Source organism: Nocardia albiluteola (assembly GCF_018860155.1).
Lineage (GTDB): Bacteria > Actinomycetota > Actinomycetes > Mycobacteriales > Mycobacteriaceae > Nocardia > Nocardia albiluteola.
This window is the reverse complement of the sequence record NZ_JAHKNI010000005.1, coordinates 330,513-345,656: the sequence shown is the minus strand read 5'-3', so window position 1 is coordinate 345,656 and position 15,144 is coordinate 330,513. Positions and strand designations below refer to the sequence as shown.

At 69.2% G+C, this 15,144-nt stretch carries 15 protein-coding genes; 5 read left to right on the top strand and 10 right to left on the bottom strand.

Annotation, left to right across the window (positions count from 1 at the left end):
* Positions 1-5: 5 nt before the first annotated feature.
* From KO481_RS17480 to KO481_RS17470, 3 genes are all read left to right on the top strand, one after another.
* Positions 6-1,595 (top strand): S1C family serine protease, encoded by a 1,590-nt coding sequence (locus KO481_RS17480; RefSeq protein ID WP_372452062.1) that lies wholly within the window; start codon positions 6-8, stop codon positions 1,593-1,595.
* 9 nt (positions 1,596-1,604) lie between these two features.
* Positions 1,605-2,048: a Sec-independent protein translocase protein TatB gene (gene tatB / locus KO481_RS17475; RefSeq protein ID WP_215918215.1), complete on the top strand. Its 444-nt coding sequence runs from the start codon at positions 1,605-1,607 to the stop codon at positions 2,046-2,048.
* A gap of 132 nt (positions 2,049-2,180) precedes the next feature.
* Positions 2,181-3,017 (top strand): hypothetical protein, encoded by an 837-nt coding sequence (locus KO481_RS17470; protein WP_215918214.1) that lies wholly within the window; start codon positions 2,181-2,183, stop codon positions 3,015-3,017.
* Between the two features lie 288 nt (positions 3,018-3,305).
* Here the strand turns inward: KO481_RS17470 and KO481_RS17465 are convergent, their stop codons facing one another.
* From KO481_RS17465 to dapE, 6 genes are all read right to left on the bottom strand, one after another.
* A complete protein-coding gene (locus KO481_RS17465; RefSeq protein ID WP_215918213.1) occupies positions 3,306-4,253 on the bottom strand; it encodes a glucosyl-3-phosphoglycerate synthase in 948 nt (315 codons plus the stop codon).
* Positions 4,250-5,128, bottom strand: coding sequence for a dihydropteroate synthase (folP, locus tag KO481_RS17460; protein ID WP_215918212.1), 879 nt, complete (start codon positions 5,126-5,128; stop codon positions 4,250-4,252). Before folP ends, KO481_RS17465 begins: the two co-directional genes overlap by 4 nt.
* A 257-nt stretch (positions 5,129-5,385) precedes the next feature.
* Entirely contained in the window at positions 5,386-7,155 is a 1,770-nt protein-coding gene (locus tag KO481_RS17455; protein ID WP_215918211.1) for a long-chain-acyl-CoA synthetase, read from the bottom strand.
* A 25-nt stretch (positions 7,156-7,180) separates the two neighbouring features.
* Positions 7,181-7,738, bottom strand: coding sequence for an LOG family protein (locus KO481_RS17450; RefSeq protein WP_215918210.1), 558 nt, complete (start codon positions 7,736-7,738; stop codon positions 7,181-7,183).
* Positions 7,732-8,535 (bottom strand): LOG family protein, encoded by an 804-nt coding sequence (locus KO481_RS17445; protein WP_215918209.1) that lies wholly within the window; start codon positions 8,533-8,535, stop codon positions 7,732-7,734. Before KO481_RS17445 ends, KO481_RS17450 begins: the two co-directional genes overlap by 7 nt.
* An 80-nt stretch (positions 8,536-8,615) precedes the next feature.
* On the bottom strand, positions 8,616-9,710 hold the full coding sequence (dapE, locus tag KO481_RS17440; RefSeq protein WP_215918208.1) for a succinyl-diaminopimelate desuccinylase: 1,095 nt from the start codon (positions 9,708-9,710) through the stop codon (positions 8,616-8,618).
* A 110-nt stretch (positions 9,711-9,820) separates the two neighbouring features.
* Here dapE and dapD point away from each other — a divergent pair, with 110 nt between their 5' ends.
* Positions 9,821-10,774: a 2,3,4,5-tetrahydropyridine-2,6-dicarboxylate N-succinyltransferase gene (gene dapD, locus KO481_RS17435; protein WP_215918207.1), complete on the top strand. Its 954-nt coding sequence runs from the start codon at positions 9,821-9,823 to the stop codon at positions 10,772-10,774.
* A gap of 60 nt (positions 10,775-10,834) precedes the next feature.
* On the opposite strand, the gene KO481_RS17430 is transcribed toward dapD, so the two are convergent.
* The 4 genes from KO481_RS17430 to KO481_RS17415 all read right to left on the bottom strand — a co-directional run bounded on the left by KO481_RS17430 (position 10,835) and on the right by KO481_RS17415 (position 14,100).
* Entirely contained in the window at positions 10,835-11,410 is a 576-nt protein-coding gene (locus KO481_RS17430) for a YqgE/AlgH family protein (RefSeq protein ID WP_215918432.1), read from the bottom strand.
* Positions 11,411-11,509: 99 nt separating this feature from the next.
* On the bottom strand, positions 11,510-11,881 hold the full coding sequence (locus KO481_RS17425) for a PPOX class F420-dependent oxidoreductase (RefSeq protein WP_215918206.1): 372 nt from the start codon (positions 11,879-11,881) through the stop codon (positions 11,510-11,512).
* Between the two features lie 65 nt (positions 11,882-11,946).
* Entirely contained in the window at positions 11,947-13,374 is a 1,428-nt protein-coding gene (locus KO481_RS17420; protein ID WP_215918205.1) for an acyl-CoA synthetase, read from the bottom strand.
* Between the two features lie 93 nt (positions 13,375-13,467).
* Complete coding sequence (locus tag KO481_RS17415) at positions 13,468-14,100, bottom strand: TetR/AcrR family transcriptional regulator (protein ID WP_215918204.1); 633 nt, start codon at positions 14,098-14,100, stop codon at positions 13,468-13,470.
* A gap of 171 nt (positions 14,101-14,271) precedes the next feature.
* Here KO481_RS17415 and KO481_RS17410 point away from each other — a divergent pair, with 171 nt between their 5' ends.
* Entirely contained in the window at positions 14,272-15,135 is an 864-nt protein-coding gene (locus KO481_RS17410; RefSeq protein ID WP_215918203.1) for an oxygenase MpaB family protein, read from the top strand.
* Positions 15,136-15,144: the final 9 nt, after the last annotated feature.

The following is a 15,144-nucleotide window of genomic DNA, read 5'->3' as shown; positions in this document are numbered from 1 at the left end:
TCCAGGTGACCACCGAATCGACGAACACCGGATCACAATCCGAGGGTGAGCCCGCGGCCGGGTCTCCCATGTCGGATTCGGCGGCCAATCGGGGGAACCTGAGGCCGTCGGATGCGCCGATACTGGGCCCGCGGCCGGTATACCGGCCCCACATCGATAAGCACACTGCGCGCGCCTTCCGCCGCCCCGGCGATCAGGCCGGATCGTTCGCCCCGCACACCCCCGGCGCCTCGCAGGCCCCGAAGGACGGGCCCGAGCTGATCAATCAGCCGCCCGCCGCGGTGCTGGCCGAGGCCTTCGGCCGTCCCGAGGGCTCGGACGAGCTGCTGCAGCGCGACCCGGACGCGACCACCGGCCCCGCGGCCGCCGCCGCGCCCGAGGATCCGTGGCGCAACCCGGACGCGGCCGCGCGGCTCGGCGCCCCCGCGGTGGGCGCCCCCGCGGCCCCGCCGCTGCGCCCGGCCCCCAAGCTCACCGCCCGCGAGGTGCTGTTCGGCAGCCGGGTCGCCCCCGCCGCGCTGGCCATCCTCGGGGCGATCGCGCTGGTCATCGGCCTGGCGGGCGGTATGGTCGGCCGGCTCACCGCAGAGGCCACCGACGTGCTCACCTCGAAGAAGGTCACGATCGGCCAGGACAACGGCGCGGGGAAGCCGCACAGCTCGGTGGCCAAGGTCGTCGACTCGGTGATGCCCTCGGTGGTCCAGATCCGCGAGACCGTGGGCGACAACGGCGCACTGGGCTCGGGCGTGATCATCGACGGCGGCGGGTACATCGTCACCAACAACCACGTGATCTCGATGGTCGCGATGGACAAGACCAACCGCGGCAAGATCCAGGTCACCTTCTCCGACGGCTCCGTCGTGCCCGGCGCGCTGGTCGGCCGCGATCCCAAGCGGGACCTGGCGGTGCTCAAGGTCGACAACGTCAAGAATCTCACCGTCGCCCAGCTGGGCAAGTCGGACGGTGTCCAGGTCGGCGACACCACGCTCGCGATCGGTTCGCCGCTGGGCCTGCAGAAGACCGTCACCGCGGGCATCGTCAGCGCCCTGCACCGCGCGATGGTCGAGACGCCCGAGGCCGGTGACGACACCGCCGGCGCCTTCGACGCCGTGCAGACCGACGCCGCGATCAACCACGGCAACTCCGGCGGTGCGCTGGTCGACGCCCAGGGCAGGCTCATCGGCATCAATACCGCCATCCGCAGTGAGAGCGGCGGATCGGTCGGCCTGGGCTTCGCGATCCCGGTCGACCTGGTGAAGCAGACCGCGGAGACGATCATCCACGGCGGCGTGATTGCCCATCCGTGGCTCGGGGTCAGCGCCAAGGACGGCACCGTCGAGAACGGCACGCTGAGCGGCGCGCAGATCGCCGACGTGGTGCCGGGCAGCCCGGCCGCCCGCGCGGGCCTGGTCGAGGGCGATGTGGTGGTGAAGGTGGGCGATCGCACGGTCACCGCCTCGGACGAACTCACCGTCGCGGTGATGTCCCAGCAGATCGGCCAGTCCGTCGACTTCCAGGTGGTCCGCGGCGGCCGGCAGGTCACCATTCCGGTGACGCTGGGCTCCGATAAAGACGCACCCAAGCAACCCCAGTAGCCTGGTCTCATGTTCAATATCGGCTGGCCCGAGATGGTGATCCTGGTGGTCGCCGCCTTGATGATCCTCGGTCCGGAGCGTTTGCCGGGGGCGATCCGCTGGACCGCGCAGAGCCTGCGCCAGGTGCGCGACTATGCCAGCGGCGCTACCAGCCAGCTGCGCGGCGAACTCGGCCCCGAGCTGGATGAACTGCGTAAGCCGCTCGAAGAGCTGAACGAATTGCGCAAACCGCTCAGCGATTTGACCCGGCCGTTGAACGAGTTGCGAGGAATGACACCCCGTGGCATGGTGACAAAACATCTGCTCGGCGGCGACGATTCGGTGTTCACCGGAAACTTCGACAAACCGACCAGTACGCCGTCGGAAGCCCAACCATCGGCCTATATGCCGCCGGAGCCACCGAAACCGCTGGCCCGCAACGAGAAACCCCCGATCGACTTCGACGCCACGTAACGATTTCGACTCCTGGAATCGGGCGCTTTTCGGCATTTCCGGAGGTAGGCGATGACTCCGGAGTTGCCAGGCGGAATTATTTCGTCAAGCGGTCTAGACGCATAAGGCTGTCGAGCTATCTAGACTGCGCTCATGTCGGCCGACGAGGTGGCACGGGTTTTCGCGATCGACGACAAGGTCGAGCGACTCAAGGCGGCCACCGACGGGGTCGCCCAGGCCCAGCAGACCATCAACGAACTCACGCGGATTCGGCGCGCGGTGATCCGGGACCTGCATGCCGAGGGCTGGACCTTTGCGAGAATCGGTGCGGCCGCGGGACTTTCGCGCGCACGCATCCACCAGGTGAGCACCCAGGGACCGGTGCCGGAGGGGTTGTTCTTCGGGCACGGCCCGCTCACCATCCTCACCCCGGACGTGCGCAGCACCACCCGCGCGGCGCCCCTGGTCGGCGCGCCCGACGCCGCGGCGCCGCATCGGCTGCAGGAACTGCTGCGGGAGTTGGGCTTCTCGGTCGGCGTGGAGCGCTTCCTGCCCGGTCGCGCGCTGGATCTGGACCGCGACGGGCTCATCGTCCTGGGCGGTGCGGAGCTGTCACCGAGCCTGCGCTATCTGTCCGCGGCCGATCCGCGGCTGCGCCGCACCGTCGCCCGCGCCGGACGGGTGCGCCGCGGCATCGAGGATCGCGCCGCGCGCCGGGTCTACCGGCCGGGCGGCACCGAACCCTACGACATCGCCTATCTGGCCCGCCTGCACCGCCCGGACAACCACGGCACGGTGCTCCTGATCGACGGCCTGCACCCGCCCGGCTCCTTGGGGGCCATCCGCCTGCTCGCCACCCGCCTGGCCACCCTGCACGAGCGTGCGGGCACCCATCCGTTCTCCGCCGTCGTCGGGGTCCGCTACGACCGCAATACCGGCGAGCCGCTCGAGGCGGACCTGCTCACGCCCATCTACCGGCACGAAAGATAGGCTCCCCCGCCTCCCCGCGACTTCAGCGTGCTCCCCCGCCTCCCCGGAACTTCAGCGTGCCGCTGCTTGCCCGGAGACTTGCTCGTCGGGCCGGCGGATGACGGCCCGCTCCAGGTGGGCCCGTCCCCGGCAAGTTACCCATGTTCTTCCGAAATCAGTTGTCACGTACCGAAATCACACGAAGTCGGTCGTCGGGTACCGACGGCACGCAGCCGGTCGTCCGGCACCGACGATGGTCGATCGTCGAGCGCGCCAGTCGCGAACCGAACCAGCGAAACGGCGCTGTCTTCAGGCGGCGACGATGGCGGGGCGGAGGGTGTTCATCGGGGGGCGGTCCTGGAGGGAGACGTCGGTGAGCAGGGCCGTAAATTCACCGCCGACCAGTGGGAATTGGGTCAGGGCCGCGCCGGAATCGCGGATTCCGCTGCGGCCGAGCATCGTTCCGATGATCTGACGGCTCATTACGCCCAGGTCCGACAGCGGGCGGTTGCGGTGGGTGCGCACGCCCAGGTTCACCTGGCCGATGGCGGACATGCCCAGCATGTCGTAGGTGTCCAGCAGCAGGCCGACCTCGACGCCGTAGCCGGGCGCGAAGGGCACTGCCGTCAGCAGCTCACGGGTGCCCGCGTACTCGCCGCCCAGCGGCTGCAGCACCCGGGACAGATCCGGGCAGAGCGCGGCCAGCAGCGGGCGGGCGACCAGCTCGGTCACGCGGCCGCCGCCGTTGTGGTCGACCGACTCCCCCTGCCGCAGCGGACGGCGGTAATAGGCCTTCACCAGATGCATGCCCTCGACGGTCAGCAACGGGCCCAGCAGGCGGGGCACGAAGCCCGGATCCGGGTCGATCAGATCGGAATCGACGAAGGCGATCAGGTCACCGGAGGTGGCGGCCAGCGAACGCCACAGCACCTCCCCCTTGCCGGGGACCGGCTCGAGTTCCGGCACCGCCTGCTCGCGGGTGACCACGCGGGCACCGGCCGCGCGGGCGCGCTCGGCGGTGGCGTCGGAGGATCCGGAATCCACCACCACCAGCTCGTCGACCAGCGTGCCGAGCAGCGGCAGGATGCTGGTCACCACGTCGGCGACGGTCTTCTCCTCGTTCAGGGCGGGCAGTACCACCGATACGGTGCGCCCGTCCTTGGCGGCGACGAGCTCGTCGACCGTCCATTCCGGGCGATCCCAGGTGTTGCTGGCCGCCCATAGTGCCGTATTGATCGGTTCGGGGTTGGTCGTCATGCCAGACCTCGCAGAGTTCGTGCGGGGGGACGGATGCCCTGAATCGCCGCGATCATGTCCACCACTCGCCGGGTCGCGGCGACCTCGTGGACTCGGAAAACCCGGGCGCCGGCCGCGGCGGCCCAGGCCGTTGCCGCCAGTGTGCCCTCCAATCGCTCGGATAGGCCGACACCAAGAGTCTCTCCGATGAAATCCTTATTGCTCAGCGCCATCAAGACCGGCCATCCGGTATTTACAAGAATGTCCACCGCGCGCAACAGTTCGAGCCCGTGGTACGTATTTTTTCCGAAATCGTGGGTCGGATCGATGAGTATCGAATCCTTTCCCACCCCGGCGGCCGCGGCATTTTCTGCCGCCAGCACCACCGTCTCGGTGACCTGCGCGACCACGTCGGAGTACCGGACGCGATGCGGGCGGGTGCGCGGCTGCGCCCCGCCGGTGTGGCTGCAGACGATGCCCGCTCCCAATTCGGCGGCCACTCCGGCCAGATCCGGATCCGCACCCGCCCAGGTGTCGTTGATCAGATCCGCGCCCTCGGCCACCGCGGCCCGCGCGACCTCGCCGCGCCAGGTGTCCACACTGATCAACAGCTCCGGGTAACGCTCCCGAATGGCCGCCACGAACGGCACCACCCGGCGGGACTCCTCGCGCGCGTCCACCTCGTCGCCGGGACCGGCCTTCACCCCGCCGATATCGACCAGGTCCGCACCCTGCGCGACCGCCCGGTCGACCGCCGCCAGCGCCGCGGTATCGGTGAAGGTGGCGCCTTGGTCGTAGAACGAATCCGGGGTGCGGTTCACGATCGCCATGACCAGGGCTCGATCGGTTGCCACCGATTTCCCGCACAACGTGGGCATCGGCGGCACAGCACTCATGCCCTCGACTCTACCGAGGGCACTCCCCCGCCTCCCCGCGCCGCTCCCCCGCCGCTCCCCCGCCTCCCCGCGCCTTCAGCGTGACGTTGCTTGCGACAAGGCCTGCTCGTCGGGCCGGCGGTTGATGGCCGGGTCAGGTTGGGCCCGTCCCCGGTGAGTTACCCATGTTCATGCGAGATCAGTTGTTCCCGTGGCATCGCCTGAGAAAGTGCCGCGGGACTTGCCTCGGCGGCCGGTGGTCGGTAGTGGTTCGGCTTTCAGGACCTGGGAACGGTGCCCGCCGCGACTTCGTCGGGGTAGGCGTCGTAGAACGGGACGTAGCCCTCGGTGCGGCTCGCGAGCACGTAGAGGGTCGTGTCGGCGTCCGGGGTGTAGCCCTGCTTGCGGAGTTCGACCTTGCGGCTCTTGAAGGTGCTGGTGGTCTCCAGCTCCTCGACGACTCGCACCAGCAGGGGCACCGCATAACCGGGTAGGCGGTCGTGCAGCCGGGCGGACAGAGCGCGGCCGTCGATGCTCGCGCCGGGGCGCAGCGTCACCGCGGCCATCCCGGCCTTGCCGTCGGCGCCGGGGATGTCCACGCCGTACACCACCGCCTGGGTGATCTCCTGCGCACCGTCGAAAGCGCCCTCGACCTCGGTGGTCGCGACGTTCTCGCCCTTCCAGCGGAAGGTGTCGCCGAGCCGGTCGACGAAGGCGATGTGATGCCAATGCTGGTCGCGCACCAGGTCTCCGGTGTCGAACCAGCAGTCGCCGTCGCGAAAGGCGTTGCGCACCAGCTTGGACTCGGTCGCGGACTTGTCGGTGTAACCGTCGAACGGCGCGCGGTCGGTCACCTTCGCCAGCAGCAGTCCGGTACCGCCCGCGGGCACCCGATGCGCCCGCCCGTCCGGGAAGCGGCGCGCACGGCCCGTGACGTCGTCGACCTCCACGATCGCGTACGGCAGCGGGCCGAATCCGGCGGTGCGATCGACGCCGAAGGCGTTGATGAACGCGACGTTTCCCTCACTGGCGGCATAGAACTCGACGATCCGGCGGATGCCGAAGCGCTCCCGGAACTGGTCCCACAGCTCGGGCCGCAGCCCGTTGCCGACGGCCAGGCGCACGGAATGCTCGCGCTCGACGGACTTTTCGGGCTGATTGAGCAGATACCGGCAGAGCTCGCCGATGTAGATGAACGCGGTGGCCCGGGTCGCGACCACCTCGTTCCAGAAGCCCGAGGCCGAGAACTTCCGTCCCAGTGCGAAACTCGCTCGCGCGCCCAGCACCGAGCTCAGGGCCACCGTCAGCGCGTTGTTGTGGTACAGCGGCAGGCAGCAGTACAGGGTGTCGTCCTTGCGCAGGCGGACGCCGAGCCCACCGAGCCCGGCCATGCTCTTGGTCCAGCGCAGGTGCGTCATCACGCTGGCCTTGGGCAGGCCGGTGGTGCCCGAGGTGAAGATCAGGAAGGCCCGCTCGCGCGCGGTAACCTGTTCGCAGGCAGGCGGATTCGTGGCCGGCGCAATACGCGCCAGCTCGGTCAGTTCCGCGGTGAACAGCAGGTTCACCGGGGGTTCGGGCAGCGAATCCAGCGCCTCGCCGCACTCCTCGCCGATCACGTTGACCGCGCTGCCGAGCAGCCCGAAACTGTGCGCGAGCACCCGATCGCGCTGGTGGTGATTGAGCAGCCCCACCGTCGCGCCCAGCTTCACCGTCGCCAGCACCACGAACAGCGTCTCGGGCCGGTTGGTCATCAGCACGCCGACCACGTCACCGCGGCCGGCACCGCGCTCGGCCAGAACCGCGGCATAGCGATTGACCTCTACGTTGGCCTCACCGTAGGTGTATTCGCGGCCCTCGAACCGCAGGAAGACGCGATCGGGCACGGCCGCGGCGGCCCGCTGGAAATGGAGCCCGACCGACACCTTGTCGTCGGGGCGCACCAGCATTCCGGCGGCGCCGCGCAGGAGTCCGGGCGCGTCCGCCGCCATTTCGGGCAGGTGACGGACCAGGTCCAGCAGGGACACGGTCGTCGAGGCGTTACTACTCACGGTCTCCTCCAGCGGAAGTCGCAGATCAGTCCGGCAGCCGGCGCAGCGCGTCGAACGCGTGCGCCAGATCGGCGGTCACGGTAACCCGGTCCAGGGCCGTTTTCCCGACGAACCCACCGGCGCGCAGTTCCCCGAGCCAGGCGAACAGCCCGCGGTAGTGGTCCATCGGATCCAGCACGACCAGCGGCTTGTTGTGCATGCCCAGATAGCCGCCGGTCCAGGTCTCGAAGAGCTCCTCCAGCGTGCCGATGCCGCCGGGCAGGGTCAGGAAGGCGTCGGCGCGGTCCTCCATGACCTGTTTGCGCTCGCGCATGGTGTCGGTGACGATCAGTTCGTCGGCGCCGACGTCGGCGACCTCGAGGTGCACGAGCTGTTTGGGAATGACCCCGATGGTGCGCGCCCCGCCGGCGCGGGCCGCGGTGGCGACCGCCCCCATCATCGACACGTGCCCGCCGCCGGAGACCAGGTGCCAACCCCGCCGGGCGATTTCGGTGCCGACCTGCACGGCAAGCCGCAGCTGCGCGCCGTCCTGGATGCTTGCCGAGCAGTAGACGCAGACCGCGTACGGACCGTTCGTCACCATTTGTCCTCCGTCCCGATCGCATCCTCGACGTGGCTCTCCGCCGCGTGCGCGACGATGTCGACGACCTCCTCCACACTGTCGGTGACGTGCAGCAGGCCCAGATCGGCGGTCGAGATCTTGCCCGAATCCAGCAGCGAATCGCGCAGCCAGTCCAGCAGGCCCGACCAGTACCGGGTGCCGAACAGCACGATCGGGAACCGGGTGATCTTGCGCGTCTGCACCAGGGTCAGCGCCTCGAACAGCTCATCGAGGGTGCCGAATCCGCCCGGCAGGCAGACGAACGCCTGGGAATACTTCACGAACATCGTCTTGCGGGCGAAGAAGTAGCGGAAGTTGATGCCCAGATCCACCCACTCGTTCAGCCCTTGCTCCATCGGCAGTTCGATGCCCAGGCCGATCGAATACCCGCCCGCCTCGTGTGCGCCGCGATTGGCGGCCTCCATCACGCCGGGGCCGCCGCCGGTGATCACCGCGAATCCGGCACGCGAGAGCGCACCCCCGATTGCCCGCGCGGCCTGGTACTCGGGATGGTCGGCGGGGGTCCGAGCGGATCCGAAAACCGTGATGGCCCTTGGAATTTCGGCAAGCGCGCCGAAGCCCTCCACGAATTCGCTCTGAATGCGCAGCACTCGCCACGGATCGGTGTGCACCCAATCGGTGGGCCCGCGCCCGTCGAGCAGATGCTGATCGGTGGTTTCCGTGCCTCGCTTGCGATCCCCGCGCAGCATGATCGGGCCGCGGAACTTCGGCGTGGACTTCTGCACTCGGGACACTACGGGCTCGGCATCGCTGGACATGCGCCCCACTGTAATGATCGACACTGAAGCATTTGCCTCCGCTTCGCTACGGCGGTTGAAAACCTCTCGAGCTGTGGTCCTCACGCGCCCGTGAGGTACCCCCGCAGAATGTCGGTGACCGTGGTGATCTGGGCGGTGGGGACGTGTTCGTCGACGGTGTGGGCGAGGTTGGGGTCGCCGGGGCCGAAGTTGACCGCCGGGATGCCACGGGCGGCGAAGCGGGAGACGTCGGTCCAGCCGTACTTGGCCCGCACACCGCCGCCACCGTGCGAATGCACCTGTTCGACAAGGCTTTTCGCAGCGGGCGCGGACAGGCCCGGCAGCGCGGCGGGCGCGCCGTCGGTGCGCTCGAACTTCAGGTCCAGGCCGGAAAACACCTGCCGCACATGCTCGGTCGCCTCGTCGAGCGAACGATCCGGTGCGAAGCGGAAGTTCACGTCCACGGTGGCCTCGTCGGGCACGACGTTACCGGCCACGCCGCCGCCCACCCGCACCGCCGACAGGCCCTCGCGATAGACGCAGCCGTCGATGTCCACCTGGCGCGGGGTGTATTCGCTCAGGCGCTCGAGCACCGGGGCCAGATCGTGAATCGCGTTCTCCCCCATCCAGGCTCGCGCGGTGTGCGCGCGGGTGCCGGACACGGTGAGCCGGGCGCGCAGCGTGCCCTGGCAGCCCGCCTCGATCCAGGCGCCCGACGGCTCGCCCAAGATGGCAAGGTCACCCTCGAGCCAGTCCGGCAGGTCACGTTCGATGCGGCCCAGGCCGTTGAATTCGGCGGCGATCTCCTCGCAGTCGTAGAAGATCATCGTCAGGTCGCAGACCGGATCGGCGACCGTGGCGGCCAGGTGCAGGAAGACCGCGTCGCCGGACTTCATGTCGACGCTGCCGCAGCCGCAGAGCATCTGCTCTCCCTCGCGCACCTCGTACCGGCTCGGCACGTTGCCCGCGATCGGCACCGTGTCCAGGTGCCCGGCCAGGATCACCCGGGTCGGCAGGCCGCGGTTGGTGCGCGCGAGCACGGTGTTACCGCTGCGCAGTACCTCGAAACCCGTCGTCTGCTCGCGCAGCGCCCACGTCACCGCGTCGACTATCGCCGCCTCGTCCTTGGATTCGCTCGGGATGTCGACCAGAGCGGCGGTCAGGGAGATGGGGTCGGCGCGTAGATCGAGGGTCACCCGTACCACCCTAATTGTTTGTTTGGCTTACTTCCCTGTATCGAGCGGCCGGCTACTTCGGACGGACCCACGAATCCCCCGGACCAGCGGCGACCCATACACTCGGCGACGTGAGTATTCAGGGAGCATCCGCAGTTGGCCTGGCGACCGTGACCGTGAACGGCACCGTTCTCGACACCTGGTTTCCGTACCCGGAACTGGGCGAGTTCGAGACCACCGGCACCGAGAAGCTGAGCCCGGCCGATCCCGAATACGCGCAGTACGCCGAGCTGATCCGGTACGACGAGGCGCGCCGTGTCGACGTCGTCGCGGTGCGCACCACGATCGCCGACCTGTCCGCCGCCCCCGCGGACGCGCACGAGGTGTACCTGCGGCTGCATCTGCTCTCGCACCGCCTCGTGGCCCCGCACGGCCTGAGCCTCGAGGGTCAGTTCGGGCTGCTCGCCAACGTCGTGTGGACCAACCGCGGGCCGTGCGCGGTCGAGGAGTTCGAGCTGGTGCGCGCCAAGCTGCGCGCCCACGGCCAGGTCACCGTGTACAGCGTCGACAAGTTCCCGCGCATGGTCGACTACGTGCTGCCCGCGGGCGTGCGGATCGGCGACGCCGACCGGGTCCGCCTGGGCGCGCACCTGGCCGAGGGCACCACGGTCATGCACGAGGGCTTCGTCAACTTCAACGCCGGCACGCTCGGCGCGTCGATGGTCGAGGGCCGCATCTCCGCCGGCGTCGTGGTGGGCAACGGCTCGGACGTCGGCGGTGGCGCCTCGATCATGGGCACCCTGTCCGGCGGCGGCAAGCAGGTCATCTCGATCGGCGAGCGCTGCCTGCTGGGCGCCAACGCGGGCCTGGGCATCTCCCTCGGCGACGACTGCATCGTCGAGGCGGGTCTGTACGTCACCGCGGGCACCAAGGTCGCCCTCCCCGACGGCCGCACCGCCAAGGCCTCGGAGCTGACCGGCCAGTCCAACCTGTTGTTCCGGCGGAACTCGCTCACGGGTGCGGTGGAGGTCGTGGGCCGCAAGGGCACCGGCGTCGAGCTGAACGCCGCGCTGCACGCGAACTGAGATCCCCCGCCCCGCACTGCATCCCAGTGGGATCCGCCGTGCGGGGCGTGGCTCGCTCGGTCAGCGCTGCGGGAATTGCGCCCACAGATCGGTCGGGTCTGCCGTGATCGGGCTTGTGGTCGCCCCCTGCACGACCCCGTCGTCGCGTCGCACGATCCAGTCGTTGCGTTCTATCTCCGGGCCGAGATCGCCGGCCAGCCAGCCGCAGTAGCCGGCGAAGATCCGGATTCCGTCCACGAGTGGGGTGATCCGCGCGGGGTCGGCATCGAGGTCGAGCAGGGCCAGGCGCCCGCCGAGGGAACGCAGCTCACCATCGCCCTCGGCCCGAACACCGCTGTGGAGCACGGCAATGCACAGTGCCGCATCCCGTTTGACGGGGCCGCCCGCGAAGAACACCTTGGGCGCGGCGACCAGGTGATCCCAGTTCGGTAGGACGTCGCGCACGGCCGTATCGCTCGGCCGGTTGAGTTTGACGGCAAGGGTACCCGCGTCGTTGTGCTCGACGACGTAGAGAACGGTGCGCTCGAACTCGGGCTCGACGAGTCCCGGCGAGGCCACCAGCAGACATCCCGGCGCCACGCCGTGATCGCGCCCGGCCGCCGGTTCCGGTGGAGCCTCCGGTTCCGGTGGCCCGATGCCCGTGAAATACACCGTCTCTGCCCTCCCAAGCCGTCGGCGAAGATCATCGCGATGCTACACCGACGGAACCCGGTTGCGCGGCAGTCGATCTCGCGCCTATTCGATGCCGAAGGCGAGGATTCGCTCCGGGGTGATGCGGATCAGCTCCGGGGTGCCGCCGGGGATATAGGACTCCACGCCGCGCAGGGGCTGTGCGGTGCCGCGGATTTCGAGGCAGCGGACCTGCCACGGGTCGAGGGATTTGATGTCGTCGACGACGAACGACACCCGCTCCTCCGATGCCAGGTTGCGGAACTTCTGCGAGGCGCCCATGTTGTGGCCCGCGATATCGATGGTGTCCAGCGCCTCGTTGTAGCGGAAGCCGACGGGATTGTTCTGGGGCGAGCCGTCGGGACGGATCGTAGCGAGCCGTCCGAGCCGTTGGCTGCGCAGATAGTCGATCTGGGCGGGCGACAGTCGTGCGATCATGCGACAACCCTAGAAGCTGAACCGCACTCGAGGTCAAGCGGGATCCCCGACACGCCGGGCGGGAGTCAGGTGAGCAGCTTCTTCTGCACCTTGCCCATGGCATTGCGTGGGAGCGATGCCACGAGGCGGACCTCGCGCGGCCGCTTGTGGATCGAGAGCTGTTGCGCCACATGGTCGATCAACGCCGATTCGAGCGACTCACCGGAATCCGCGCGCGGCACCACGAACGCCACGATGCGCTGGCCCAGATCGTCGTCGGGCAGGCCTACCACCGCGACCTCGGCGACCGACGCATGGCCCAGCAGACTGGTCTCGATCTCCCCCGCGCCGACCCGGAAGCCGCCGGACTTGATCAGGTCCACCGATTCCCGCCCGACGATCCGGTGGAAACCCTCCGCATCGATCGCCGCGACGTCGCCGGTGCGGAACCAGCCGTCCTCGGTCCAGCACTCGGCGGTCGCCTCGGGGCGATTCAGATAGCCGTCGAACAGCATCGGGCCGGTGATCTGCAGTCCCCCAATACTCTCCCCGTCGTGCAGAACCGGCTCGCCCGCCTCGTCGCGCAGGCGCGTCCGCACACCGGCGACCGGCGTGCCGACCCACCCGGGACGGCGTTCCCCGTCGGCGCGAGTGGACAGCGTGATCATGGTCTCGCTCATGCCGTAACGCTCGATCGGCTCGTGCCCGGTCAGCTCGCGCAGCCGCTCGAACACCGGCACCGGCAGGGGCGCGCTGCCCGACACGAGCAGCCGGGCGTTCGCCAATTCCCGTGCGGCGGTGGGATCCTCGACGACCCGCGACCACACCGTGGGCACCCCGAAGTACATCGTGCCCTTGGCCGCGGCATAGGCGGCCGGGGTCGGCTTGCCGGTGTGCACCAGCGGGCTGCCCACCCGCAGCGGGCCCAGCACGCCCAAGATCAGGCCGTGCACGTGGAACAGCGGAAGTCCGTGCACCAGAACGTCATCGGCGGTCCACGCCCACGCCTGGATCAGCGCGTCCAAGCCCGCCGCGATCGCGCCGCGCGAGAGCAGCACACCCTTGGGCGCGCCGGTGGTGCCGGAGGTGTAGAGAATGAAAGCCGTTGTGTCCGGACGCGGTTCGGGATATCTGTGCCACGAGCGGGCGTGCGTGCGCACCGGGATCACCGGCAGCGTCGTCCCGTCGGGCGCCGCGCCGACCCAGGCCTGCGCGCCCGAATCGGCCAGCATGTGCGCGAGCTCGGCGGGCCCCGAATCCGGCGGCACAGGCACCACGGTGACCCCGGCGATCAGGCATCCCACCATCGCGAGCACGGTCGTCATGGTCGGGCGGGCCAGCACCGCGACCCGTTCCGCCTGCGCGACCCGCTCGGCCACCGAGGTCGCCGCGCCGATCAGGTCGCTGCGCGAGAGGGTGTGCCCGTCGATCGTCACCGCATCGGGGATATCGTCCCCGGCGGCGACGGCGGCGGGATTCAACGACTGCAGCAGCGGCAAAGACCCTTGTGGCACGCAGCCCAACCTACCAAGCGCGCGCAACCCTCCGGCCGCCACGAACCCGTGCCGCGGCCCGGTCCGGCCGGGGAAGGCTTTCGCCCGCGGCGATCAGGGAATCCGGAAGCCGGGTACCACGTGATCGCGGGCGAAGCGGCGCAGTGCGGCGTCGTCGTCGAGCGGGATCACCGTCTGCGGCGTCAGCGCCATCGACAGCGAATTGCGCGCGACCATCTCCGCCAGCGGCAGCGGATCATAGTGCGGCAGTTTGCCTTCGCGCTGCAGCCGGACAATGAACTCGGCCAGATAGTCACGCCCGAGCTCGATGACCGGCGCGCCCCGCACCGTCAGGTATGGCAGCACGATCTCCGGCTCGGTCTTCAATAGCCGATCCAGCAGCCGATTGCCGCGCAGGCCGTGCACGAACGCCACGAACAGCTCCACGATCTGGTCCTCGGCGGTGGCATCGCTATCGATCTGCCGCTGCACGGCCGCGTCGACCTCATCGATGAATCCGCGCGCCTGCCGCAGGCCGACGGCCTGGATGAGATCGGACTTCCCGGCGAAGCGCCGATAGAGCGTGGCCAGCGACAGCCCGCCGCGCCGCGCCACCTCCACCATGCTGGTGCGCTTGATGCCGAAGTCGAGGAAGGCCAGCAGGGCCGCATCGAGCACCGTGGTCTGGTTGCGATCCTCCGGGTCCGTGCCGCGCACCAGCGGTAACAATCCGGCCAGCTTGGTCATCACGGATCCCCTCTCACCTGCACGAGACGATGGCAGGAAAGTCATCGCACAACCGCAACTGTACGGCGGTGACGTTTGACAGGTCCACCTCTCGATGAGAAGGTGATATAGGAACTTTCTCACATTACTTCCGCCTCGCGGCGCGAAGAGGACCGAGGATTCGAGTCGACGATGACCGCCGCCGCCCCGCTACACCCCCAGCCCGAGCCCACCCCGGTGGCACTTACCCCCGCAACGGTCCGCGAACACATGGACGGCATCGCGGCCTTCCTCGGCGGCGCCGCCAACGTGATCATGCAGCTGAGCCACCCGCCGGTCGGCTACGGCGTGCTGGAGAGCCCGGTCGACAGCGGCAAGGTCACCCTGCATCCGCTCAAGCGGCTGCGCACCACGCTCACCTACCTCGCCGTCGCCTGGATGGGCACCGAGGCCGATCGTGCGGCCTACCGCGAGGCGGTCAACCGCTCGCACCGGCCGATCCATTCGAAGCCGGACGCGGCAATCAAGTACAACGCCTTCGACCCGGACCTGCAGCTGTGGGTGGCCGCCTGCCTGTACTGGGGCGTGGACGATCTCTACCAGCGCATGCGCGGCCCGATGGAACCCTCTCCGACCGAGGAGTTCTACCGCTACAGCGCCCGCCTGGGCACCACGCTGCAGATGCGCCCGGAGAGCTGGCCGCCGAACCGCGAGGCCTTCTACCGCTACTGGGATGAGAACCTGGCCAAGCGGACCATCGACCAGCCGATGCGCGACTACTTCAACGACCTCATCGACCTGCGCATGCTCCCGCGCCCACTCCAGGTGGCATTCAGCCGCTTTCACCGTTTCACGGTCACCGCGCTGCTGCCGCAGCACCTCCGCGACGAGATGGGCATGACCTGGACCGCCCGCGACGAGCGCCGCTTCCGGCTCGTCCTGCGCGCCATCTCGGCCGCGTGGACCCGGCTGCCACCGGTGCTGCGGGCGGCCCCGCTCAACACCTACCTCTGGGACATGCGGATGCGACGGCGGTTCGGACTGCCGCTGGTGTAGCGGGATCCC

Bases quoted from the DNA above. Each gene is read 5' to 3' on its own strand.
- tatB (WP_215918215.1), top strand. From the start codon at position 1,605: ATGTTCAATATCGGCTGGCCCGAGATGGTGATCCTGGTGGTCGCCGCC.
- KO481_RS17470 (WP_215918214.1), top strand. From the start codon at position 2,181: ATGTCGGCCGACGAGGTGGCACGGGTTTTCGCGATCGACGACAAGGTC.
- KO481_RS17465 (WP_215918213.1), bottom strand. From the start codon at position 4,253: ATGACGACCAACCCCGAACCGATCAATACGGCACTATGGGCGGCCAGC.
- folP (WP_215918212.1), bottom strand. From the start codon at position 5,128: ATGAGTGCTGTGCCGCCGATGCCCACGTTGTGCGGGAAATCGGTGGCA.
- KO481_RS17450 (WP_215918210.1), bottom strand. From the start codon at position 7,738: ATGGTGACGAACGGTCCGTACGCGGTCTGCGTCTACTGCTCGGCAAGC.
- KO481_RS17445 (WP_215918209.1), bottom strand. From the start codon at position 8,535: ATGTCCAGCGATGCCGAGCCCGTAGTGTCCCGAGTGCAGAAGTCCACG.
- KO481_RS17425 (WP_215918206.1), bottom strand. From the start codon at position 11,881: ATGATCGCACGACTGTCGCCCGCCCAGATCGACTATCTGCGCAGCCAA.
- KO481_RS17415 (WP_215918204.1), bottom strand. From the start codon at position 14,100: ATGACCAAGCTGGCCGGATTGTTACCGCTGGTGCGCGGCACGGACCCG.
- KO481_RS17410 (WP_215918203.1), top strand. From the start codon at position 14,272: ATGACCGCCGCCGCCCCGCTACACCCCCAGCCCGAGCCCACCCCGGTG.